This window comes from Nocardioides sp. NPDC057767, from assembly GCF_042798275.1.
Lineage (GTDB): Bacteria > Actinomycetota > Actinomycetes > Propionibacteriales > Nocardioidaceae > Nocardioides.
In genome coordinates, this window is the sequence record NZ_JBHVKJ010000049.1 from 21,505 (window position 1) to 44,125 (window position 22,621).

The window sequence follows — 22,621 nt, forward strand, 5'->3', positions numbered from 1 at the left end:
TGCCGCTCATCGCGGCAGACCGAGGACGCGCTCCCCGATGATGTTGCGCTGGATCTCGGAGGTGCCTCCGCCGATGGACTGCGAGAAGGAGTAGAAGTAGTTGCCCACCCAGCCGTGCTGGTCCCACCGCGACGTGCCGCGCAGCGCGTCGGCCCCGACGATGTCCATCGCCAGCGCGGCGATCTCCTTGCACAGGTCGGCGTAGTAGAGCTTCAGCATCGAGCCGCGCGGACCTGGGGTGTCGGCCTTCATGGTGTGGCAGATGCCGACGTACGTCATCGCGCGCAGCGACGCGACCGAGGCGCGTGCCCGGGCCAGTCGGCGGGCGATCTCGTCGTCGGCGATCGCCGGCCGGCGCCCGTCCGGTCCGGTGTGGTCGCGGGAGAAGTCGATGAGGTCCTCGACCACCTTCGCGAGCCTGACCTGGTTGGCGGTGAACGCGGTGCCGCGCTCGAAGGAGAGCGTCGACATGGCCACGCTCCACCCGTCGTCGACGTCGCCGACGACGTTGGTCAGCGGGATGCGTACGTCGTCGTAGAAGACCTCGCAGAACTCCGCGCCGCCCTCCATCGTCCTGATCGGGCGGACCTCGATCCCGGGGGTGTGCATGTCGCAGATGACCCAGGTGATGCCCTGGTGCTTCGACCCGGTGCTGTCGGTGCGTACGAGCAGCTCCTGGTAGTCCGCGCAGGCCGCCGAGCTGGTCCAGATCTTCTGTCCGTTGACGACCAGGTGGTCGTTGTCGACGACCGCCTTCGTTCGCAGCGCGGCCAGGTCGGAGCCGGCCTCGGGCTCGGAGAAGCCCTGGCACCAGATCACCTCGCCCTTGAGGATGCGGGGGAGGTGGAAGGACTTCTGCTCCTCGTTGCCGCGCAGCATCAGGGTCGGTCCGGCGTGGCTGAGCCCGACGAAGCAGGCGTCGATGCCGGGGAAGCCCTGGGCGGCGTACTCCTCGTACCAGATCAGCTGCTGGAGCAGGGTGAGCCCGCCACCGCCGTACTCGGTGGGCCAGGCGATGCCCGCCCAGCCGCCTTCCCACTGCGTACGCTGCCAGGCGAGGTCGTACTCGCGTATTCCGGCGTCGTCGCGAGGTCGGGGCTCGCGGGGCTTGTTCTCGGTGAGCCAGGTGCGCACCCGTTCACGGAACTCCACCTGTTCTTTCGTGAAGTCCAAATCCATCGGCAGACCTTCCAGGCAACGGACCCTCTCGGTCCGGGAGACATAGGAACACTCTAGGTGACATTAGCGTCAGATAACAGTCCTGGGGTCAAAGAGATCCATACTGCTTCGCCAGTCCTTCGGCGCCGCGGGCCAGCAGGGTGACGTCAGCTCCGACGAGGACGAAGCGGGCGCCGGCGGCCAGGTAGCGACGGGCGATCGTCTCGTTGAACGCGTTGACCCCAGCAGCCTTGCCTGAGGCGGCAATCGTCGCGATCGTGCGCTCGATCGTGGCGACGACATCGGGATGCTCGGGCTGGCCGAGGCGGCCGAGGGACGCGGCCAGGTCGGCGGGTCCGATGAAGACCCCGTCGATCCCTTCGACGTCGAGGATCTGGGGCAGGGCGTCGAGACCGGCGGCCGACTCCACCTGGACGGTGACGCTCAATGTGGTGGACGCGGTCGTCAGATAGTCGGAGATCCGGTTCCACTGCGAGGCTCGTGCGAGCGCGCTGCCGACCCCGCGGATACCCTCGGGTGGATAGCGCGTGGCCGCGACCACGGCCCTGGCCTCGTCGGCCGACTCGATCATCGGCACGATCAGGTTGGTCACCCCGAGGTCGAGGAGCTGCTTGATGGCGACCGGGTCGAAGACGGCCGGGCGCACCAGCACCTCGACCGGGTAGGCGGCCACCGCCTGGAGCTGGGCCAGCGTCGAGCGTAGGTCGTTGGGAACGTGCTCCTGGTCGAGCATCAGCCAGTCCAGGCCCGACCCGGCGCAGATCTCCGCGGTGTAGGCGCTTCCCGACGCGATCCACATCCCGGCCTGGGGTCGCTCGCCGAGTCGTTCGAGCCAGCGGTTCATGACAGCTCCTCACGGGCGAAGGCGCACGAGACGGTGCCGAGCGGGCCGTAGTCGGCAACGAACGTGTCGCCCGGCAGGGCGAAGACCGGCTTGGTGAACGAGCCGGCGAGGATCACCTCGCCCGCCTGCAGCGACACCCCGTGGGGCGCGAGCCGATTGGCCAGCCAGGCGACGCCGTTGGCGGGGTGGTTGAGCACCGCGGCGGCGACGCCCGACTCCTCGATGGAGGCGTTGCGCAGCAGCAGGGCGGAGACCCAGCGCAGGTCGACGTCGTGCGGGCGTACGACCCGGCCACCGAGCACGATGCCCGCATCGGCTGCGTTGTCGGCGATGGTGTCGACGATGGTACGCAGGTGGCCCGTCTCCGGATCGCTCATCTGCACCCGGGCGTCGAGGATCTCCAGTGCCGGGGTGACGTACTCGCTGGCGCGCAGCACGTCGTAGAGCGTGACGCCGGGACCGGTCAGGTCCGCACCGAGCACGAAGGCCAGCTCGACCTCGACCCGCGGCTGGATGAACCGGCCGGCCGGGACCGTGCCGCCGTCGTCGAAGAACATGTCGTCGAAGATGGCCCCGTAGTCGGGCTCGTCGATGGAGACCGCCCGCTGCATGACCTTCGAGGTCAGCCCGATCTTGCGGCCCCGAACGGCCCGGCCGTCGGCGACCTTCAGGTCGACGAGCGCGCGCTGCACGGCGTACGCGTCCTCGATCGTCATCTCGGGGAAGTCCAGCGAGAGCTGGCGGATCGGCTTGCGAGCCTGTTCGGCCTCGTAGAGCCGCTGCGCGCACTCGGCGATGGTCTCGGGAAGCATCGGGGCGCTCACTTGGACAGGAAGGCGATCGCGGCCGGGTTGAACGTGGCCGGGTCCTCGAAGTGCGGCCAGTGGGCCACGCCGGGCATCTCGAGCACGTCGGAATCGGGGATGAGCCGAGAGACGGTGCGCGCCGTGCTCATGTATTCGCTGTGGTCCTTGCCCGCCGCGACGACGAGCGTCGGGGCCTGGATCGTCTTCCACGCCTCCTCGGGGATGAGGTTGCGATCGCGAGCCTCGGCGTCCTGCAGGATCAGCAGCCGGTCGATGGTCTCGCGGGTGTCGTCGCGGCGGTAGATCGCCTGGCGCAGCGCGATCAGGTCGGGGAGGCGGTTGGCCTCCTCGGCGATCAGATGGGCGAAGACCTTGTGGATCGAGTCCCAGGTCGGGTTCTGCACCGCGGCGGTGCGCTCGGCCCGGATCCGGGCCATGTTGGAGGCCGTGGCGATCAGCCCGGCCGGCGACATCAGGATCATCCGGTCCACTCGCTCCGGGTGGGATACGGCGGTGGCCGCGCAGACCCATGCGCCCAGCGACATTCCGATGAAGTGTGCCTTCTCGATGCCGAAGTGGTCGAGCACGCCGAGGGCCTGGCGGACGTAGACCGGGATCTCGTAGTCGTAGTCGGGCTTCTCGGAGAAGCCGTTGCCGACCATGTCGACGGCGATGCAGTGGAAGTGCTCGGAGAGCGCGGACAGGTTGGGCGCGAACGTCTCCCAGTGGCCGCCGGTGCCGTGCAGCATGATCACCGCCGGCAGGTCGGGGGAGCCCGCCTCGGCGTACCGGGTGCGGACGCCGCCGATCTCGACGAAGCCCTGCCGGAAGTCGAGCTCACGCAGGAATCCCCAGATGCTGCGGTGGTCCGCGGGCTGATCGGTGGCGGTCTGCGTGGTCGTAGCGGTGCTCAACGTGGTCTCGCTCATCGGTGAACCTTCCGGTATCGGGTGCGTCACGGCCTGTGGCGCGAGTCTCAATCTGACGACTCCGTCTTAATAGTACGTCTGAGTCGTAGTCTGCCGTCGCTCCGCCTGTTTGGCCAGTCTTTGGCGGGCATTGGGGCCTCGTCTCGGTCTGTCTCCAATGCTTCACAGGGGCTTGTTTCTGACAGTCGTATGCGATAAAACATGAGAGCCATCGATCCAATGAGTTCCAGTGAGTAGGTCAGCAGACGCAATGACGCAGGAAGAGCGCATCCGCCCGGTCATCCGGCAGGAGCTGGCGACGCTGGCCAACGAGTTCGCCGTCGTCCGCGTCTCGCTGGACACCACGGGCAATGGCCCGCGTCTGCTCGTCGAGGACGTCGAGACGGGCGAGCAGATCTTCCTCTCCCCGCTCGAGCTCGCCTGCCTGACCCAGGCCACCCCGGACGACCGGGTGGAGTGGATGCGCGTCGGCGCCTACCGTGACGAGCGCCCCCCGCGTCCTGAACCCACCGGCGAACCCGAAGGCGTGCAGTGACCTCCGCCGATGTGGCCCTGGTCGGGCTCGGCATGACCGAGATGTCGCTGACCCCCGGGCGTACGCCGCAGGGGCTCGCCCGCGAGGCCGTCGGCCTGGCGCTCGCCGACGCCGGGCTGACCCGCGCCGACGTCGACGGGCTGCTGGTCGGCACCTCCCAGGGCGTGCGCCCCGACCGGCTCGGCGTCACCTTCGCCGCCCAGGGCGGCTTCGGCGACCTGCGCCTGCTCGAGCACGTCGAGATCAAGGGCGCCACGACCATCGCGATGATCCAGCGCGCCGCCCTGGCCATCGCGACCGGGGCGGCGAGCACCGTCGTCTGCGTCTTCGCCGACGCGCCGCTGGTGGCGGGCAAGGGCGCCGGCTCGACCTACGCCCACAGCGGCGGCCAGTCCGGCGTACGCGGCCTGGAACGTGCCTCCGGCGTGCTCGGCTCGGTGCCGACGTACGCCCTGCTCGCCCAGCGCTGGATGCACGTCAGCGGCGGCACCCCTGAGGACCTGTGCGCCGTCGCGGTGACCACCCGCGCCTGGGCGCTCGGCAATCCCGCTGCCGTGGTGCGCAAGCCGCTCGACGCCGAGGGCTACCTCGCCGCGCCGATGATCGCCGACCCGCTGCGCCGGCTCGACTGCGCCCGCCCGGTCAACGGCGCGGTCGCGGTCGTGGTCACCGGCGACCCCGGTCTCGGCAACCCGATCCGGGTGAACGTACGCGGCACCGGCCGCGCGCACCCCGTACGCCACCGCCGAGCGGGCCGAGAGTCCTGGTTCGGCGGCGGTCGCCGGGCGGTCGACGATGCGCTCGACGCCGCCCGGATGACTCGCGGCGACCTCGACGTCGCTGAGCTCTACGACCCGTTCTCCGTGGTCACCCTGATGCTGCTGGAGGAGTACGCGCTCACCGGAGGCGTGCCCGCCGGCAAGTTCGTCGCGTCCGGCGAGACCAGTCGCGGGGGAGCGCTGCCCACCAACACCGGCGGCGGCCAGCTCTCCGGCTTCTACCTCCAGGGCATGACTCCGCTGGCCGAGGCGCTGGTCCAGCTCCGCGGCGAGGGCGGAGAGCGCCAGGTCGACGGCGCCGCCACCGCCCTGGTCGGCGGCATCGGCGGTCGCATCGACCATCACGCGGCCCTCATCCTGGAACGTGCGGCATGACGACCGACTGGCTCCTGAGCGAGACCCTCGCCCCGCAGGTCGAGGGCGACCTGCTCGCCCCGCTCTACGAGGCGGCCGCGCACGGCGTACTCGCCCTGCCGTTCTGCGGCGAGTGCAGCACACCGCTCGACCTCGACCAGCAGGTCTGTGACGGCTGCGGTGCCGACGAGATCGCCTGGCGGCCGGTCGAGCCGGCCGGGACGGTCCACTCCGCGACCCGCGTCCACCGCCGCGAGCCGGGGCTGGTGGTCGCCGAGGAGCCCTACCCGGTGCTCGACGTCGAGCTCTCCAGCGGACACCGGCTGATCATGACGACCCGCACCGCACCGCCGGGTCTCCCACGTATCGGCGACCCGGTCGCCGTCGTCTTCCGCGAGCTGGGTGGGGTCTCCATCCCAGCAGCACTCACCACCCCATCCACATCGGAGGTCACCCCATGACCACAACGGACCCAGAGGTCCCGACCAGCGGGGCGTTCGACGTCTCGACGATCGTCAAGAACCATCGTGTGCACGGGTCGGTCTACACCTCCCCGGAGATCTTTCACCGGGAGATGGAGACGATCTTCCGCACCGGGTGGGTCTACGTCGCCCACGAGAGCGAGGTGGCGGAGGAGGGCGACTACCTGACTCGCCGGATCGGCCGCGACCCGGTGGTCGTCTCGCACGGCAAGGACGGCGTGATCCGGGTCCTGCTCAACCGCTGCAGCCACCGGGCCAACCGGCTGTGCAACGCCGAGTCGGGCAACGCGACCTCCTTCCGCTGCCCCTACCACGGCTGGACCTTCAGCAACGACGGCTCCCTGATGGCGGTGCCGATGCGCGGCGGCTACGGCGAGGAGTTCGCCAAGGTGCGCGAGCAGCTCGGCATGGCCGAGGCCCCCCGGGTCGACAGCTACGGCGGCTTCGTCTTCGCCTCGCTGGCTTCCGAGGGCATCTCGCTCAAGGAGCACCTGGGCGCCGCGATGGGCGCGATCGACCGGGTTCTCGACCTCTCGCCCACCGGCAAGATCGACCTCAGCCGGGGCTGGATGAAGCACCACCACCACGCCAACTGGAAGATGGTCGTGGAGAACAACGTCGACGGCTACCACGCGCTGTTCACCCACGCCTCGGTCTACGACGCGATCCGCCCCGCGAAGGTCTCCCACGTCCCGGCGAAGGTCAAGACGGTCGTCCGTGACCTCGGCGGCGGCCACTCCGAGATCGACTACTCCGCGGAGTACCGCAAGCTCGACGAGGAGTTCGTCTGGTACGGCCGGATCCCGCGCGCCAAGCTCCCCGAGTACGTCGAGGCGCTGGAGGCGGCCCACGGTCCGGAGAAGGCTCACGACGCTCTCGTCGTCGGCCCCGCGCACACCCTGATCTGGCCCAACCTGTTCCTCGCCGAGATGAACGTCATGTACGTCGAGCCGATCGCCACCGACGAGACGATCGCCTACACCGCCGCCGTCGTCATCCCGGGCCAGGAGAAGCTCAACCAGCGCACCATGCGCCGATCGGAGGGCGCGATGGGCCCGGCCGGCTTCCTCATCGCCGACGACGGCGAGATCGGCATGCGCAACCAGGCGGGCCTGGCCGCCCGCAACCCGGAGTGGCTCGAGCTCTCCCGGGGGCTCGAGACCGACGTCACGGACGAGACCGGGATCGTCAACAGCGACAAGAGCGCCGAGACCCCGCAACGCGGCTTCTACCGCCAGTGGGCCAGCGTCGTAGGACAGGAGATCCCCGCGTCATGACGATGATCGCAGCTCAGGACCAGCCCGCGTACCCGCGGAATCAGGTGGCCGCCCCCGGGCCGCTGCCGGCACCCGATGCCGACGTCGCCGCATACCTCTTCTATGAGGCCCGGCTCGCCGACGAGGGCCGCTACTCCGAGTGGGAGGAACTCTGGGAGGACGACGCCCTCTACTGGGTGCCGATGCACCCCGACGACGACCCGAAGATGAAGCTCTCCTACATCTATGACAACCGCAATCGGATCAAGAGCCGCGTCGCCCAGCTCAACACCGGCAACCGGCACTCCCAGACGCCGCCCTCGGTGATGCGGCGGCTGCTCAGCAACATGGAGGTCCTCGACGCCGACGAGTCCACCGTCACCGTCGCCTCCAACTTCGCCCTCTTCGAATACCGCTACGAGCAGCGGGTCTGGGCCGGTCGGGTCGTCCACAAGGTCAGGCGTACGCCGGAGGGCCTGCGCCTGGTCAACAAGACGGTCCACCTGGTCAGCGCCGGTGGTCCCGTCAACACCCTGGCCTTCCTGATCTGACCAGCCGGTCAACCCCGTACGAACCAGAATGTGAGGCAGCCCGTGCTGATCGGTCAGATCTCGACCAACAATGCCCGCCGCGTCCCGGACAAGGATGCGATCGTCGTGGACGGTCGCACGCTCTCGTGGGCCGATGTCGACGAGCGCGCCCGGCGCTTGGCCAACCACCTGGCCGGGGCCGGCCTCGGCAAGGGCGACCGGGTCCTGGTGATCGCCCGCAACACCGTCGAGTGGCCCGAGATCGTCTTCGCGCTCGCGAAGGCCGGGTTCATCGCGGTTCCGGTCAACATCCGGCTGGCGGCCGACGAGCTGGCCTACGCCCGCGACGACTCCGGCGCGCGGGGTGCGGTCATCCACACCGACCAGGTGGAGCGGTTCGGTGAGGAGCTGAAGAATCTCGACGTCGTGCTCGAGATCGGCGGCGCCGGCGTCGGCACCGACTACGAGTCGGCCCTGGCCGCCTCGACGGCGACCGACCCGACGCCGGCCGATCTGGTGCCGGACGACCCGCAGTTCATCCTCTACACCAGCGGCACGACCGGCCGGCCCAAGGGCGTGGTCAACACCCACCGCGGGATGCTCGCCCAGGTCGTCGACACCTCGATCGTGACCGAGGCGAACCGCGCGGACGTCTACCTCGCCACGACGCCGTTCTTCACCGCCGGCGGGATGGTGCGCACGCTCTCGTGGACCTATCTGGGTCAGACGATGGTGATCCACCAACGCTTCGACCCGCAGGCCGTCATCGACGAGATCGAGCGCAGCGGGATCACCTTCACGACCTTCATCCCGACGATGCTGCAGCGCACCCTGCGCATCCTGGAGGAGGGCCCGGCCCGCGACATGTCCAGCCTGCGCCGGATCAGCTACGGCTCGGCGCCGGTGCCACCGGGGCTGGCCGAGAAGGCGATGCGGCTGCTCGGCTGTGACCTGCAGCAGCGCTACGGACTGACCGAGTGCGGGGGCCAGGCGACGATCCTCACCCCGCAGGACCATCGCGACATGGTCGCCGGCAAGAACTCGATCCTGACCGCCTGCGGCCAGGAGACGCCGATGTGCTCGATCCGGATCGTCGACCAGGACGGCAACGAACTGCCCACCGGCGAGATCGGCGAGATCGTGATCGTCAGCGACGCCTCCGCGGTCGGCTACTGGAACCTGCCCGAGGCCAGCGCGAAGACGTTCCGGCCCGAGGGGCTGTGGTCGGGCGACCTCGGCTTCCTCGACGAGGAGCGCTACCTGCACGTCACCGGACGCAAGACCGACATGATCATCTCCGGCGGCTTCAACGTCTACCCGGGCGAGATCGAGCGAGTCATCGGCCAGCACCCGGCCATCGACCTGGTCGCGGTCGTCGGCGTCCAGGACCCGGAGTGGGGCGAGACCCCGGTCGCGGTCATGGTGCCGCGCGGCGAGATCGACACCGAGGAGCTCGGCACCGAGATCCAGACGCTGTGCCGCGAGAAGCTGGCCGGCTACAAGCAGCCGCGGCGCTTCGAGTTCCGCACCGAGCTCCCGCTCGGCCCGGCAGGCAAGATCCTCAAGCGCGAGATCGCCGCCGAGCTCAGCGCGGTGGGACGATGACCATGCCCGACAACCTCACCCAGGCGCTGTCCGAGAGCCCGGCGGGCCTCTCCAGCACGACCATCTGGCAGCTCACCCAGGACCGGGCCGAGCTCACCCCCGACGCCGAGTTCGCCGTCGACGAGCATGGCCGACACGTGACCTTCGCGGCGTTCCGAGACCTGGCCGCGGAGCTCGCGGCGGGCATGATCGAGCGGGGCATACGCCGCGGCGACGTCGTCTCCTGGCAGCTCCCGACCAGCGTGGAGTCGATGGCGCTCTCGGTCGCGCTCACTCGGATCGGGGCGGTGCAGAACCCGATCATCCCGATGCTGCGAGCGACCGAGGTCGAGTTCATCACCCGCCAGGTGGACGCCCGGCTGCTGATCGTGCCGAGCAGCTACCGCGGCTTCGACCACGCCGCCATGGCGAAGCAGGTGCAGGCGCGTGTCGACGGCCTCGACGTGCTCGTCGTCGACGACGGCGAGTGGCCGGTCGGCGACCCCGGGAGCATCCCCGAGCCGCGTACCGACCCCGACGCGGTCGGCTGGATCTTCTACACCTCCGGGTCGACCGCCGCCCCGAAGGGCGTCAAGCACAGCGACGCCGGGCTGATCGCCGCGGCGCGTACGTTCGTGGTCAACCTGGAGCTCACCGCGGCCGACCGGCTCGCGGAGTTCGTCCCCGTCGCCCACGTCGGCGGCATCGCGCACATGCTCGATGCGCTGCTGGTGGGCCACGCGCTGATCATGAGCGCGGTCTTCGACCCGGTGGCCTGCGCCGACCTGCTGATCGAGCACGAGGCCACCCTGATCGGTTCGGGGCTGCCCTTCACCAACGCCTACCTGCAGCTGTCGGCCGAGCGCGGGGTCGCGCCGCTCTTCCCGCGCTCTCGGGCGACCCTCGGCGGCGGCTCCGGTCGCCCGCCGGGGCTGAGCGCGGCGACGGCCGAGCGCCTCGGCGGCGTCGGCATCATCTCCGGCTACGGCATGACCGAGTGCCCCTACATCACCTGGGGCACCCCGCACGACACCGCCGAGCAGCACGCGGTCTACGAGGGCATCCCGTCCGGTGGCGGCGAGGTGCGCATCGTCGGGCCCGACGGCGAGGTGCTCGGGGTCGGTGAGACCGGCGAGATCCGGGTACGCGGCCCGCAGCTCTTCCGCGGCTATGTCGATCCTGCTCTCGACGACGGCGCGCTGGACGAGGACGGGTTCTTCCGCACCGGCGACCTCGGCCACCTCGACGCCGACGGCCGCCTCGGCGTCACCGGGCGGCTCAAGGACGTCATCATCCGCAAGATGGAGAACATCTCGGCCCAGGAGGTCGAGGCCGTGCTGGTCGGCGACCCGGCCATCGCCGACGTCGTCGTGATCGGGCTCCCGGACGAGGTCTCGGGGGAGCGGGTGTGCGCGGTCGTGGTGCCGCAAGACCCGGCCGCGCCCCCGACGCTGGAGTCGGTGCGGGCCCACCTGCGCACGACGACCCTCAACGTACGCAAGTTCCCCGAGCAGATCGAGCTGGTCGACACGCTGGCCCGCAACTCGCTCGGCAAGATCGTCAAGTCGGACCTGCGACAGCGCTTCCTCGCTGCCGAGGGGCTCGACCCGAAGACATCGGAGAAGTCATGACGGATCCTCGCTTCAAGACCATCGAGTACGACGTGACCGACCACGTCGCCACGATCACCCTCGACCGTCCCGAGCGGCTCAACAGCTTCAACCAGACGATGACCGAGGAGATCGCGCAGGTGTGGGCCGAGGTCCGCGACGACGACGACATCCGCGTCGCCGTGCTGCAGGCGAACGGCGAGCGGGCCTTCTGCACCGGCATCGACGTGGAGGAGGGCGCGTGGTGGGCCCACCTGAGCCCGTGGAACCAGGAGGACCCGGGGATGTCGCTGGGCCCTCGCCACCACCGGGTGTGGAAACCGGTCATCTCTGCCGTGCACGGCATGGCGGCGGGCGGCGCGATGTACTTCCTCAACCAGTCCGACATCGTGATCTGCTCCGAGGACGCGACCTTCTTCGACCCGCACGCGAACGCCGGCATCGTCTCCTCGCTCGAGCCGATCGGCATGCTCGCCCGCGGCGTGAACCTCGGTGAGGTGTTGCGGTGGGCGCTGCTGGGCAGCGACGAGCGGATGACCGCGGCGACCGCGCTGCGGGCCGGGATCGTCAGCGAGGTCGTCCCGTCTGACGAGCTGCGCGAACGCGCCCAGCAGCTCGCCGGCGAGATCGCCGGCCGCCGCCCCGAAGGGATCCAGGGCACCGTACGCGCGATCTGGGAGTCGCTGGAGATGGTGCCGGCCACCGCGCTCCGCAACGGCCTGTCCTACACGCAGATCGGCAACGCCGGTAGCGGGCGCAGCGACTCCCGTACCAACAAGCGCCCGCCGCGCTTCCGCTGACCACCCGAGCTCGACGAGGAGACCTCTGATGACCACCGAGACCGAGACCGTGCCGGCGTTCAGCCTGCTGATCGGCGGGACCGAGACGCCTGCGAGCAAGGGGCGGACGTACGAGAGCATCGACCCGTACACCGGTCAGCCGTGGGCGGTCGTGCCCGACGGTGACACGACGGACGTCGACCGGGCGGTCGCTGCGGCGCGCGACGCGCTCAACGGGCCGTGGGGCCGGCTCAGCGCCACCGAGCGTGGCCGCCTGCTCCACCGCCTGGCCGACGTGATCGAACGTGAGGCCGACCAGCTCGCCGACTACGAGGTACGCGACGGCGGCAAGCTGCTGCGTGAGATGTCGGGCCAGATGCGTGGCCTGCCCGACTACTACCGCTACTTCGCCGGGATGGCCGACAAGCTGGAGGGGACGGTGATCCCGACCGGTAAGTCCAACTACCTCGTCTACACCACCCACGAGCCGGTCGGCGTGGTCGGCGCGATCACGCCGTGGAACTCGCCGCTCCTGCTGCTCACCTGGAAGCTCGCCGCCGGGCTGGCCGCAGGCTGTACGTTCGTGGTCAAGCCCAGCGACCACACCCCTGTCTCGACCCTGGCCTTCGCCCGGCTCTTCGAGGAAGCAGGGTTCCCGCCGGGCGTCATCAACGTCGTCACCGGATGGGGACCGGAGACGGGGGCGGCACTGGCTGCGCACCCCGGCGTCGACAAGATCGCCTTCACCGGATCCACTGGCACCGGCATCAAGGTCGGTCAGGCCGCGATCAGCAACATGACCCGCTTCACTCTCGAGCTCGGCGGCAAGTCGGCACAAGTCGTCTTCCCCGACGCCGACCTGGACGCGGCCGCCAACGGTGTCATCTCCGGCATCTTCGCGGCCACCGGCCAGACCTGCCTGGCCGGCTCGCGCCTGCTCGTGCACGAGGACGTCGCCGAGGAGCTGGTGGCCAAGGTCGTCGCCCGCGCCTCGAGGATCGTGCTGGGCGACCCGCGCGACCCGGCCACCGAGATGGGCCCGGTCTCCAACGCACCTCAGTACGAGAAGGTGCTCTCCCACTTCGCCGCCGCGCGTGAGGAGGGTGCGACCATCGCGTACGGTGCCGAGCCGGCGGGCGAGCTCGGGGGCTACTTCGTACGCCCGACCGTTCTCACCGACGTCACCCCGCACATGCGTGCGGTCGCCGAGGAGATCTTCGGGCCGGTCCTGGCCGTCTCCACCTTCCATGACGAGGACGAGGCGATCGCCGCTGCCAACGGCACCGACTTCGGCCTGGCCGGCTCGGTGTGGACCAACGACGTCCACCGCGCCCACCGGGTCGCCGCCCGGCTGCGCGCCGGCACGGTCTGGGTCAACGCCTACCGCGCGGTGGCACCCAGCGTCCCCTTCGGCGGCATGGGAGCCAGCGGCGTCGGGCGCGAGAACGGCCTGGAGGCCGTCAAGGACTTCACCGAGACCAAAGCCGTCTGGATCGAGCTCAGCGGGGAGACCCGCGACCCGTTCACCCTCGGCTGACCCACCACCACGAAGGACCATCACCATGTCAGAGAAGATCGAAGCCGTCATCGTCGCTGGTGCTCGCACAGCGATCGGCACCGCCTTCAAGGGCACCCTGCGCGACACCACCGCCATGGAATTGGCCGAGGTCGTCCTCCGCGAGGTGCAGGAGCGCTCGGGCCTCGACGTCGCCGACGTCGACGACATCATCCTCGCCGAGTCGAACTACGGCGGCGGTGACATCGCCCGGCACGCCGCGGTCGTCACCGGCATGACCCAGGTGCCTGGGCAGGCGATCAACCGGCACTGCGCGGGCGGCCTGACCGCGATCGGCAACGCCGCGGCCCAGATCCGCTCCGGAGCCGAGCGCGCGATCATCGCCGGTGGCACCCAGTCGACCTCCACCTCGCCGTTGCAGCAGTTCCGTACGCCCGGCACGCTCGACCAGTTCACCGAACGGTGGATGCCGCCCACGCACCCGGACACGCCCGAGGCCCCCAACATGGACATGTCGATCTCGGTCGGCTGGAACACCGCCAAGGAGGTCGGCCTGACCCGAGAGGAGATGGACGCCTGGGCGTTCCGCTCCCACCAGCGTGCCGTCGCGGCCATCGACGCAGGTGCGTTCAAGGACGAGATCGTGCCGGTCCAGGCCCGCCAGGCCGATGGCACCACCGTCACCTTCGACACCGACGAGCACCCGCGCCGCGGCACCACTCTGGAGAAGCTGGCCTCGCTCAACCCGCTCCACCCCGAGATCGAGGACTTCTCCATCACCGCCGGCAACGCCAGCGGCATGAACGACGCAGCCGCTGCGGTCATGGTGGTCTCCAGCGAGCTCGCCGCCGAGAGGGATCTGGAGGCGCTCGCCGTCGTCCGGGCCTGGGCCGCCACCGCGACCGAACCGGCCCGAATGGGCCTCGCGCCGCTCGACGTCATCCCGAAGGTCCTGGACCGGGCGGGTCTGGCCATCGCCGACATCGACCTGTGGGAGATCAACGAGGCGTTCGCGTCCGTACCGGTCGCGGCCTGCAAGAAGCTCGGCATCGACGAGGAGCGTGTCAACACCGCCGGCAGCGGCTGCAGCCTCGGTCACCCGGTCGCGGCCTCGGGCACCCGCATGGTCATCACCCTGATCAACGAGCTCCGCCGCCGCGGCGGCGGTCTGGCCGTGGCCGCCATGTGCGCGGGCGGCGGTCAGGCAGGAGCGGTCGTCATCGAGGTGCCCGCGCCCGCCGAAGGCAGGTGAGCGCCGTGGACGCGACGGTCGAGGCAGAGCGAGTCAGCCTTCCGGGGGCCGGGCTCCGGCTCGCGGCGGATCGCTGGGCCACCCGTGAGGCGGGGCCGGACCCCAAGGGCGTCGTCGTGCTGCTGCACGGCGGCGGGCAGACCCGGCATTCGTGGCGTCGTACGGGGGAGCGGCTGGCCGTCGACGGCTGGGTGGCGTACTCGGTCGACCTGCGCGGCCACGGGGACAGCGACTGGTCCGCGGACGGCGACTACGGCATGGAGGTCATGATCGCCGACCTGCGCGAGCTCGTCGCCCACATCCGGAGAGTCGAGCCGCAGGTTCCGTTGACGCTGGTGGGCGCGTCCCTCGGCGGCAAGGTCTCCCTGATCGCGGTCGGTGAGGATCCCGCGCTCGCCGAGGCGCTGGTGCTGGTCGACATCGCCGTCCGGGTCGAGCGGAAGGGCGCGGGCCGGGTCAAGGCCTTCATGCAGGGCGCGCCCGAGGGGTTCGGCTCGCTCGAGGAGGCGGCTGCGGCAGTCTCCGCCTACAACCCGCACCGGAGTCGCACCGGAAGCCTCGACGGGCTGCGGAAGAACCTCCGGCTGCGCGACGGCCGCTGGCACTGGCACTGGGACCCGGCGATGATGCGCCTGGACCGGCCCGCCGACGAGGACGTCGACTCCGCGATGAGCGAGGCGATCTACGCCCGCTCGCGGGCCGCATCCCGGCAGATCCGGCAGCCCGTGCTCCTGGTGCGCGGCGTCCAGTCCGACGTGATCTCGGACGCCGGCGTGGCCGAGATGCGCGAGCTGATCGGGCACATCAGCGTCGTCGACGTACGCGAGGCCGGGCACATGGTCGCCGGCGACGACAACGACATCTTCACCGCCAACCTCCTCACCTACCTCGATGAGGCCCTCCAACCATCCGCGAAGGAATGAGCACATGAGCATCGACACCGACGCCGCCAACAAGGTGCTGGGCGGGCTGCGGCCGTTCCCGGTCGCGGTCACGACCATCGACGGCGGCTTCGCCAACGGGCTGATGTCACTCTCGGCGGGTGCCGCCAGCATCGTCCCCGAGGCACCCCGGGCGACGATCAGCCTGACCAAGTACAACCTGACCCACGACCTGGTGGTGAACTCCGGCATCTTCGTGATGCACCTGCTCAGCGCCGAGGACGACCAGATCGAGGAGTCGCTCGAGATCCTGATGACGCTCGGCGGCAGCTCGGGCCGCGACGGCGACAAGCTGGGCAAGCTGCGTACCAAGACCGGGGTGACCGGCGCTCCGGTGCTGCTCGGTGCGCACAGCTACGTCGAGGCGAAGGTGGTCGGCACCCTCGACGTGCAGGAGAGCTCGATCTTCGTCGGTGACGTGGTCGCCGCGGAGATCCTCAACCCCGGCCACCGGCTCCAGATCGGCGAGGCGTGGGGGAAGCTGCCGAAGGAGTGGATCGAGCAGTACGAGACCAACCACGGCCCACAGCTCGACAACGCCCGCACGCGCCGTTTCGCCGAGGACGGCTGATGTCGACGGTGACCGAGCTGGGCCACACCGGCGCCTGGGAGCTGCCCGAGGAGCTGGTTGCTCTGCGCGACACTGTCCGTCGATTCATGAAGGCCGAGGTGCAGCCGCTGGAGTCGACCCTCCCGCACGACACAGCCGGCCTGCCCCGCGACCTGTTGGTCGACCTGCAGGCGAAGGCTCGCAAGATCGGTCTCTGGTCTCTGCAGACCCCCGAGGAGCACGGCGGAGCGGGGCTGAGCCTGCTGGGCCAGGTGGTCGTCGCCGAGGAGGCCGCCAAGTGCCGGATGGGCGCGTTCTTCCCGGCCCTGGGCGCCTTCGGCGGCAACCCGCCGATCGTCATGTACGGGGCCACGAAGGAGCAGTTCGCGCGCTTCGCGCAGCCGATCCTCGACGGCACCGCCACCAAGGCGTACACCGCGATCAGCGAGCCCGGCGGCGGCTCCGACCCGGCCCGGGCGATCCAGCTCAAGGCGGTGCGGGACGGTGACGCGTACGTCCTCAACGGGTCGAAGATGTGGACCAGCCATGCCGACGGCGCCGACTGGGGCGTCGTCTACGCGCGCACCGGCGAGGGCCGCGGCGGCATCTCCTGCTTCATCGTCGAGAAGGACACCCCCGGCCTGAGCATCCGACGGATCGAGGTGATGGCCTCATTCGCACCGTACGAGCTCCACTTCGACGACGTCCGGATCCCGGTGGAGAACCTGATCGGCGAGGAGGGCAAGGGCTTCGCCCAGGCCAGCTCGACGCTGGTCAACGGCCGGATCCTGTACGCCGCCGGCCCGATCGGCATCGCCCAGGAGGCCCTCGACCTGGCCTGCGCCTGGGCCAAGGACCGCGACGTGTTCGGCGGCAAGCTCGCCGACAAGCAGGGCATCCAGTGGATGCTCGTCGACTGCGAGGTCGAGCTGCGCGCCGCGCGGCTGCTCACCTACCAGGCGGCCTGGAACGCCGACCTCGGCAAGGACGTACGCGTCGACGCCTCGGTCGCCAAGATGTACGGCACCGAGGCGGCCTACCGGATCCTCGACCGCTGCATCCAGATCCACGGCGCGCTCGGCCTCGCCGAGGAGCTGCCGCTGGAGCGGTGGTTCCGCGACCTGCGGGTCAAGCGGCTCGGCGAGGGGGCCACCGAGGTCCAGCGCGTCGTCATCGCCCGCGACCTGCTGCGCTGACCCTGGCAACACGACACGAGCGGAGATGGCTGTGAAGACGAACCTGATGTTCCCGATGCGGGCGGTGAAGCGCTTCCCGGAGTGGATCGGCGAGGGCAGCCTCGGTGAGCTGGCCCGTTTCGTGGAGGACGCCGGCTTCGACGGCTTCTCCGTCAGCGAGCACCCCTACCCCGACAAGGCGTGGCTGGCCAACGGCGGGCATCACGCCTTCGACCCGTTCGTCGCGCTCTCCATCGCCGCCGAGGCGACTCGGCGGCTCGAGCTGATCACGTACGTCATGGTCGCCGGCTACCGCAGCCCCTATCTCGCGGCGAAGTCGGCCGCCAGCCTCGACCTGCTCTCCGGCGGCAGACTCACCCTCGGTCTGGCGGCGGGCTACCTGGAGACCGAGTTCGCGGCCCTGGGCGCCGACTTCAAGCGGCGCGGAAAGCTTCTCGACGAGGGTATCGCCGCGATGCGCGCCACTTGGTCGGGGAAGGAGCACGACGGGCCCGAGTTCGGCATCGCCGGGCACGAGTCCCTGCCGTTGCCCGCCCAGCCGGGTGGCCCGCCGATCTGGATCGGGGGCAACAGCAAGGCCGCCCGCCGCCGCGTCGTGGAACTGGCCGACGGCTGGCTGCCGATGGCGCAGTCGGCGCAGACGGCGGCGATCACCCGAACCCCGCCGCTGGAGGACCTCACCACCCTGCGGGCGCTGATCGACGAGCAGAACAAGCGTCGCGCCGACCTCGGCCGAGGGCCGATGGAGGTGAGCTTCGTGCCGTTCGAGAAGGGCCTGCTGCGTACCGGCGCCGCGGAGTTCGCCGCCGCCGTCGCCCCCCGGCTCGAGGAGTATGCCGAGGCCGGGGTCACCTGGCTGACGATAGAGCCGGACAGCCGGTCCTACGCCGATTTCAGGCGCGACGTCGCGGTCATGAGCGAACACCTGCTCCGCTGTTGACGGCCAAAAACTGACACCCGTGACCACATAGCCCGATGCGTCGACCACGCCTCGGGCCATGTGGTCGTACTGTCTTTTTGGGCGAGTAGGTGGCTCAGTTTTGTCCGCGACGTGATCGGCGACACATTTTTCCCTTCGATCCGTAGCGGTAGGCATCCTTCATGATCTAACGTCTGTGTCACTGATCACACTTCCATTCGAAGGGACTGCCGCCGATGACGCAGCATCTCGTGTTCCTCTTGCTCGGCCTCGGCAACGGAGCCGTCTTCGGGGCGCTGGCCCTCGCCATCGTGCTGACCTACCGAAGCTCCGGAGTGCTCAACTTCGGCAGCGGCGCGATCGCCCTCTATGTCGCCTACGTCTACGCCTTCCTGCGCCAGGGGCAGATCCTCCTGCCGATCCCCGGGCTGCCCAACACTGTCGACTTCGGCCAGCCGCTCGGACTCTGGCCGGCGCTGGTCATCTCGCTCGCCTTCGGGGCGCTGCTCGGCCTGCTGCTCTACGTCGCCGTCTTCCGGCCGCTCCGGACCGCGCCCCCGGTGGCCAAGGCGGTCGCCGCCCTCGGCCTCTCGCTGCTGGTCACCGGCCTGCTCGCCGAGAAGATCGGCACCGACGCGGTCGCCGTCGCGCCGATCTTCCCCGTCGAGCAGTGGCGCAGCGGTGACCTCTTCGTCTCCTCCGACCGCGTCTACTTCGCGCTCACCATGCTCGGGCTCGCGGTCCTTCTCGCACTCGCGTTCCGGTTCACGAAGTTCGGCCTCGCCACCCGAGCCGCGGCCGAGACCGAGCGCGGCGCCTACCTCAGCGGCATCTCGCCGGATCGGATCGCGGCCTACAACTGGATGCTCAGCTCGGCGGTCGCCGGCCTGGCCGGGATCCTGATCGCCCCCATCGTCCCGCTGGTCCCCGTCGCGTACACCCTCTTCATCGTCCCGGCCCTGGCAGCAGCGATCGTCGCGCGCTTCCAGTTCGTCATCTGGGCGGTCGTGGCGGGCATCGCGATCGGTGCGCTCCAGTCCGAGGCGCAATACCTGCAGACCGCCTACCCGTCGCTGCCCTCCTCCGGCCTGCCCGAGCTGATCCCGCTGGTCATCATCCTGCTCGTGCTCGTGGTGCGTGCCCGGTCGCTGCCGGCCCGCGGCGCGATCATCCTGCAGACGCTCGGACGTGCACCGCGCCCGCGTCACGTGCTCACGACCACCCTGATCATGACGGCGGTGTCCGTGCTGGCGCTCGTCCTGCTCCAGGACCGCTGGCGCAACGGCCTGATCACCACCTTCATCATGGCGATCATCGCGCTCTCGATCGTGATCGTGACCGGGTACGCCGGCCAGGTCTCCCTCGCCCAGCTGACCATTGCCGGCGCGAGCGGCTTCCTGATGGCGCCGATCGGCGAGCAGCTGCACATCCCGTTCCCCCTGGCCCCGATCGTCGGGGCGTTGGCGGCGATGGTCCTCGGGGTGGTGATCGGGCTGCCGGCGCTGCGCATCCGCGGGCTCACCGTCGCGGTGGTGACCTTGGCGCTCGCCTTCGCCGTCGAGGCGTTCTGGTTCCGGAACCTCGACTTCGTCGGCACCTCGGGCGTACGCGTCGACCCACCGACACTGTTTGGCTGGGACCTCGGCATCGGCGCCGGCGCCGACTATCCACGCATCCGCTTCGGGCTGCTGTGCCTGCTCGTCCTGGTCGCAGTCGCCGTCGGCGTCGCGCGGCTGCGACGCAGCCAGCTCGGTGCGCAGATGCTCGCCGTACGCGCCAACGAGCGCTCCGCGGCCGCGGCCGGTGTCAACGTGGTCCGGATCAAGATCCTGGCGTTCGCGATCGCCGCTTTCGTCGCGGGGCTCGGCGGGTCGCTCATGGCCTATCAGCAGCAGACGATCAGTGAGACGTCCTTCTCGGCGATGGCCGGGCTGTTCCTGTTCGCCACGGTCTACCTCGCCGGGATCACCTCGGTCTCGGGCGGTCTCCTGGCAGGCGTCACCGCGGCCAACGGCATCTTCTTCATCATGATCGACGAGGTCTTCTCGGCGGGCGGCTGGTACCCCGTCGTCGCCAGCGTGCTCCTGGTGTTCACCGTCATCCTCAACCCCGAGGGCATCGTCGGCCCCGCCCACGCCCTGATCGCAAAGCGTCGGCAGACGGTCGGGCGAGACGCCGTCGTCGGCTCGGGCGCCTCCTTCGACGATTCCGAGAAGACCGAGCACGTCGGCATGGACGCCGAGGCCTCCATCGAGCTGGAGCTGCGCGGCGTCGCGGTCCACTACGGCGGCGTCGTCGCGGTCAAGGATGTCTCGATGACCGCGCCGCGAGGCTCCATCGTCGGGCTGATCGGCCCCAACGGTGCGGGCAAGACGACCCTGATCGACGCGATCAGTGGCTTCGCCCCGCACACCGGCGAGATCGTCCTGGCCGGCGAGCCGCTCCAGGATCTCCTGCCCCATCAGCGGATCCGTGCCGGCTTGGGCCGTACATTCCAGGCGATCGAGCTCTACGAGGACCTGAGCGTGCTGGAGAACGTCAAGGTCGGCCTCACCGCCTCCGGTCATCGGCCGGAGGCCCCGGGAGCGCCGAGGAGCGGCGACACCGAGCGGATCGAGGCGGTCTTCCGGCTCCTCGGTCTCGACGCGGTCCGCGAGCGCCCGGCGGGTGAGCTCTCCCAGGGCCAGCGCCAGCTGGTCTCCATCGCGCGTGCCCTGGCCGGCCACCCCCGAGTGCTCCTGCTCGATGAGCCGGCCGGCGGTCTCGACACCGCCGAGAGCACCTGGCTCGCCGAACGCCTGCGGCGGATCCGCGACAGCGGCGTCACGATCATCGTGGTCGACCACGACATGGGCCTGATGCTGAGCCTGTGCGACCAGATCACGGTCCTCAACTTCGGCGAGGTGATCGCGTCCGGTACGCCGGCCGAGATCCGCGTCGACCCCCGCGTCGCCGAGGCGTACCTCGGCTCCCAAGCAGACAAGGTGGCCACGGCATGACGTCGAAGATCGAAGAGTCGGGCGAGCGCCCCACACCGGTGCTCGAGTGCCGGGGACTGGCTGCCGGGTACGGTGCGGTGACGGTCGTGCGAGATCTGGACGTGAGGCTCTCCGCCGGTCAGGTGCTCGCAGTCCTCGGCCCCAATGGCGCCGGGAAGACGACGGTGATGACGACGCTGGCCGGCCTCCTGCCCCGGATCGAGGGCGAGGTGGTGGTCAACGGCACGCCGTTGCCCAGCGCCCGTCCCGGCGCTGCCAACAAGGCGGGGCTCGTTCTCGTCGCCGACGACCGCGCGCTGTTCACCAGCCTCTCGGTCAGAGAGAACCTCCAGATCGCCCAGAAGAGCGGAGGCCCGAGCCTCGAGGCCACCATGGAGATGTTCCCGGCGCTGAAGAAGCGGCTCAAGGTCTCCGCCGGCTCCATCTCCGGAGGCGAGCAGCAGATGCTCGCCGTCGCGAGGGCACTCGTGCAGCAGCCCAAGGTGCTGCTCATCGACGAGATGAGCATGGGTCTGGCCCCCGTCATCGTCGAGGAGCTGCTTCCCGTCGTACGCCGCATCGCCGACGAGACCGGAGCCGTGGTCGTGCTCGTGGAGCAGCATGTCCACCTCGCCCTCGAGGTCGCCGACGAGGCGCTGGTGCTGGTGCACGGCGACGTACGCCTGCAGGGAAGCGCCGCGGAGCTGGCTGTTCACCCCGAGCGGCTCGAGGCGGCCTACCTGGGCGAGGCCGCCGCGGTCTGAAGCCGGGCCCGAGAACCGCTCGGGCACAGGGAAGGAAGGTAGCGCCATGACACGATCCCTCGAGGGCAAGGTGGCCCTCATCAGCGGGACGGGTGGCGGCATCGGTCGCGCCGGAGCGTTGCGCTTCGCCGAGGCCGGCGCCCGGGTGGTCGGCTGCGACGTCGACGCCGAGAGTGCGGCACAGACGCAGGCGCTGGTCACCGAGGCGGGCGGCACGATGATCGATGTCTCGCCGCTCGACCTCGGCGATCTCGAGGAGTGCCGGCGGTGGGTGGACCGGGCGGTGACCGGGTTCGGCCAGGTGGATGTGCTGTGGAACAACGCCTCCACGGGCGCCTTCGGCACCATCGAGTCGATGACGGCGCAGGAGTGGGACCGCTCGATCCGCAACGAGCTCACCCTGGTCTTCCTTGCCACGAAGGCGGCCTGGTCGCAGCTGGGCGCGGGCGGCGGACTGATCATCAACACCGCCTCGGTCGCCGGGCATGGCGGCAGTGTCGCCGGGATCGCTCACTCCGCGGCCAAGTGGGGCGTACGCGGCATGACCCACGTCATGGCCGCCGAGGGCGCCCCGCGCGGCATCCGGGCGGTCAGCATCAGCCCCGGCGTCGTCGAGACGCCCGGTTCTGCCGAGCAGCTCTCCCAGCCCGGGGTGCTCGACGGGCTGCTGGCGAAGTCGCTGGTGCCGCGACTGGGTCAGCCTGACGACATCGCCAAGCTCGCTGCCTACCTCGCCTCGGACGACGCCTCGTTCGCCACCGGCGCCGACTTCCGCGTCGACGGCGGCCTGGTCAACCACTGATCTCCCACACCACCGCCGAGTCGGCTCGTCCTGACG

General features: G+C 70.1%; 21 protein-coding genes. 17 read left to right on the plus strand and 4 right to left on the minus strand.

The window, feature by feature from the left end; all coding sequences use genetic code 11:
• Nucleotides 1-6 precede the first annotated feature (6 nt).
• The 4 genes from ACFVDI_RS22015 to ACFVDI_RS22030 all read right to left on the minus strand — a co-directional run bounded on the left by ACFVDI_RS22015 (nt 7) and on the right by ACFVDI_RS22030 (nt 3,758).
• Nucleotides 7-1,179, minus strand: a complete 1,173-nt coding sequence (locus ACFVDI_RS22015; RefSeq protein ID WP_350715984.1) for an acyl-CoA dehydrogenase family protein — start codon at nt 1,177-1,179, stop codon at nt 7-9.
• A gap of 88 nt (nt 1,180-1,267) precedes the next feature.
• Complete coding sequence (locus ACFVDI_RS22020; RefSeq protein ID WP_350715985.1) at nt 1,268-2,023, minus strand: HpcH/HpaI aldolase/citrate lyase family protein; 756 nt, start codon at nt 2,021-2,023, stop codon at nt 1,268-1,270.
• Nucleotides 2,020-2,847: a 2-oxo-hept-4-ene-1,7-dioate hydratase gene (hpaH, locus tag ACFVDI_RS22025; protein WP_343051618.1), complete on the minus strand. Its 828-nt coding sequence runs from the start codon at nt 2,845-2,847 to the stop codon at nt 2,020-2,022. Before hpaH ends, ACFVDI_RS22020 begins: the two co-directional genes overlap by 4 nt.
• A complete protein-coding gene (locus ACFVDI_RS22030; protein WP_350715987.1) occupies nt 2,844-3,758 on the minus strand; it encodes an alpha/beta hydrolase in 915 nt (304 codons plus the stop codon). Before ACFVDI_RS22030 ends, hpaH begins: the two co-directional genes overlap by 4 nt.
• Before the next feature lie 250 nt (nt 3,759-4,008).
• On the opposite strand from ACFVDI_RS22030, the gene ACFVDI_RS22035 reads away from it, so the two are divergent.
• The 17 genes from ACFVDI_RS22035 (at nt 4,009) to ACFVDI_RS22115 (ending at nt 22,585) form a co-directional block, all read left to right on the plus strand.
• Nucleotides 4,009-4,293, plus strand: a complete 285-nt coding sequence (locus ACFVDI_RS22035) for a hypothetical protein (protein ID WP_350715989.1) — start codon at nt 4,009-4,011, stop codon at nt 4,291-4,293.
• Nucleotides 4,290-5,447: a thiolase family protein gene (locus ACFVDI_RS22040; protein WP_350715991.1), complete on the plus strand. Its 1,158-nt coding sequence runs from the start codon at nt 4,290-4,292 to the stop codon at nt 5,445-5,447. The genes ACFVDI_RS22035 and ACFVDI_RS22040 overlap by 4 nt, the downstream gene beginning before the upstream one ends.
• Nucleotides 5,444-5,887 (plus strand): OB-fold domain-containing protein, encoded by a 444-nt coding sequence (locus ACFVDI_RS22045; RefSeq protein WP_350715993.1) that lies wholly within the window; start codon nt 5,444-5,446, stop codon nt 5,885-5,887. Before ACFVDI_RS22040 ends, ACFVDI_RS22045 begins: the two co-directional genes overlap by 4 nt.
• The gene (locus ACFVDI_RS22050; RefSeq protein ID WP_350715995.1) at nt 5,884-7,185 is read left to right on the plus strand and encodes an aromatic ring-hydroxylating dioxygenase subunit alpha; all 1,302 of its coding nucleotides are present in this window, start codon (nt 5,884-5,886) and stop codon (nt 7,183-7,185) included. Before ACFVDI_RS22045 ends, ACFVDI_RS22050 begins: the two co-directional genes overlap by 4 nt.
• Nucleotides 7,182-7,715: an aromatic-ring-hydroxylating dioxygenase subunit beta gene (locus ACFVDI_RS22055; RefSeq protein ID WP_179658658.1), complete on the plus strand. Its 534-nt coding sequence runs from the start codon at nt 7,182-7,184 to the stop codon at nt 7,713-7,715. The genes ACFVDI_RS22050 and ACFVDI_RS22055 overlap by 4 nt, the downstream gene beginning before the upstream one ends.
• A 30-nt stretch (nt 7,716-7,745) precedes the next feature.
• Nucleotides 7,746-9,299: an AMP-binding protein gene (locus ACFVDI_RS22060; RefSeq protein ID WP_350715997.1), complete on the plus strand. Its 1,554-nt coding sequence runs from the start codon at nt 7,746-7,748 to the stop codon at nt 9,297-9,299.
• On the plus strand, nt 9,296-10,909 hold the full coding sequence (locus ACFVDI_RS22065) for an AMP-binding protein (protein ID WP_350715999.1): 1,614 nt from the start codon (nt 9,296-9,298) through the stop codon (nt 10,907-10,909). Before ACFVDI_RS22060 ends, ACFVDI_RS22065 begins: the two co-directional genes overlap by 4 nt.
• Nucleotides 10,906-11,688 carry an enoyl-CoA hydratase/isomerase family protein gene (locus tag ACFVDI_RS22070; RefSeq protein ID WP_350716001.1) on the plus strand — a complete coding sequence of 261 codons (783 nt, stop codon included), beginning with the start codon at nt 10,906-10,908 and terminating at the stop codon, nt 11,686-11,688. The genes ACFVDI_RS22065 and ACFVDI_RS22070 overlap by 4 nt, the downstream gene beginning before the upstream one ends.
• A 28-nt stretch (nt 11,689-11,716) precedes the next feature.
• Nucleotides 11,717-13,204, plus strand: a complete 1,488-nt coding sequence (locus ACFVDI_RS22075; RefSeq protein WP_350716003.1) for an aldehyde dehydrogenase — start codon at nt 11,717-11,719, stop codon at nt 13,202-13,204.
• A gap of 25 nt (nt 13,205-13,229) precedes the next feature.
• Nucleotides 13,230-14,435 (plus strand): thiolase family protein, encoded by a 1,206-nt coding sequence (locus ACFVDI_RS22080; RefSeq protein WP_350716005.1) that lies wholly within the window; start codon nt 13,230-13,232, stop codon nt 14,433-14,435.
• Nucleotides 14,436-14,440: 5 nt separating this feature from the next.
• Nucleotides 14,441-15,358, plus strand: a complete 918-nt coding sequence (locus ACFVDI_RS22085) for an alpha/beta hydrolase (protein ID WP_350716006.1) — start codon at nt 14,441-14,443, stop codon at nt 15,356-15,358.
• Nucleotides 15,359-15,362: 4 nt separating this feature from the next.
• Nucleotides 15,363-15,947 (plus strand): flavin reductase family protein, encoded by a 585-nt coding sequence (locus ACFVDI_RS22090; protein ID WP_179658652.1) that lies wholly within the window; start codon nt 15,363-15,365, stop codon nt 15,945-15,947.
• Nucleotides 15,947-17,122 carry an acyl-CoA dehydrogenase family protein gene (locus ACFVDI_RS22095; RefSeq protein WP_350716008.1) on the plus strand — a complete coding sequence of 392 codons (1,176 nt, stop codon included), beginning with the start codon at nt 15,947-15,949 and terminating at the stop codon, nt 17,120-17,122. The genes ACFVDI_RS22090 and ACFVDI_RS22095 overlap by 1 nt, the downstream gene beginning before the upstream one ends.
• A gap of 25 nt (nt 17,123-17,147) precedes the next feature.
• Nucleotides 17,148-18,062 (plus strand): LLM class F420-dependent oxidoreductase, encoded by a 915-nt coding sequence (locus ACFVDI_RS22100; RefSeq protein ID WP_350716010.1) that lies wholly within the window; start codon nt 17,148-17,150, stop codon nt 18,060-18,062.
• A gap of 215 nt (nt 18,063-18,277) precedes the next feature.
• Entirely contained in the window at nt 18,278-21,040 is a 2,763-nt protein-coding gene (locus ACFVDI_RS22105; RefSeq protein WP_179658649.1) for a branched-chain amino acid ABC transporter permease/ATP-binding protein, read from the plus strand.
• A complete protein-coding gene (locus ACFVDI_RS22110; protein ID WP_179658648.1) occupies nt 21,037-21,783 on the plus strand; it encodes an ABC transporter ATP-binding protein in 747 nt (248 codons plus the stop codon). The genes ACFVDI_RS22105 and ACFVDI_RS22110 overlap by 4 nt, the downstream gene beginning before the upstream one ends.
• Nucleotides 21,784-21,829: 46 nt before the next feature.
• Nucleotides 21,830-22,585, plus strand: a complete 756-nt coding sequence (locus ACFVDI_RS22115; RefSeq protein WP_350716012.1) for an SDR family oxidoreductase — start codon at nt 21,830-21,832, stop codon at nt 22,583-22,585.
• Nucleotides 22,586-22,621: the final 36 nt, after the last annotated feature.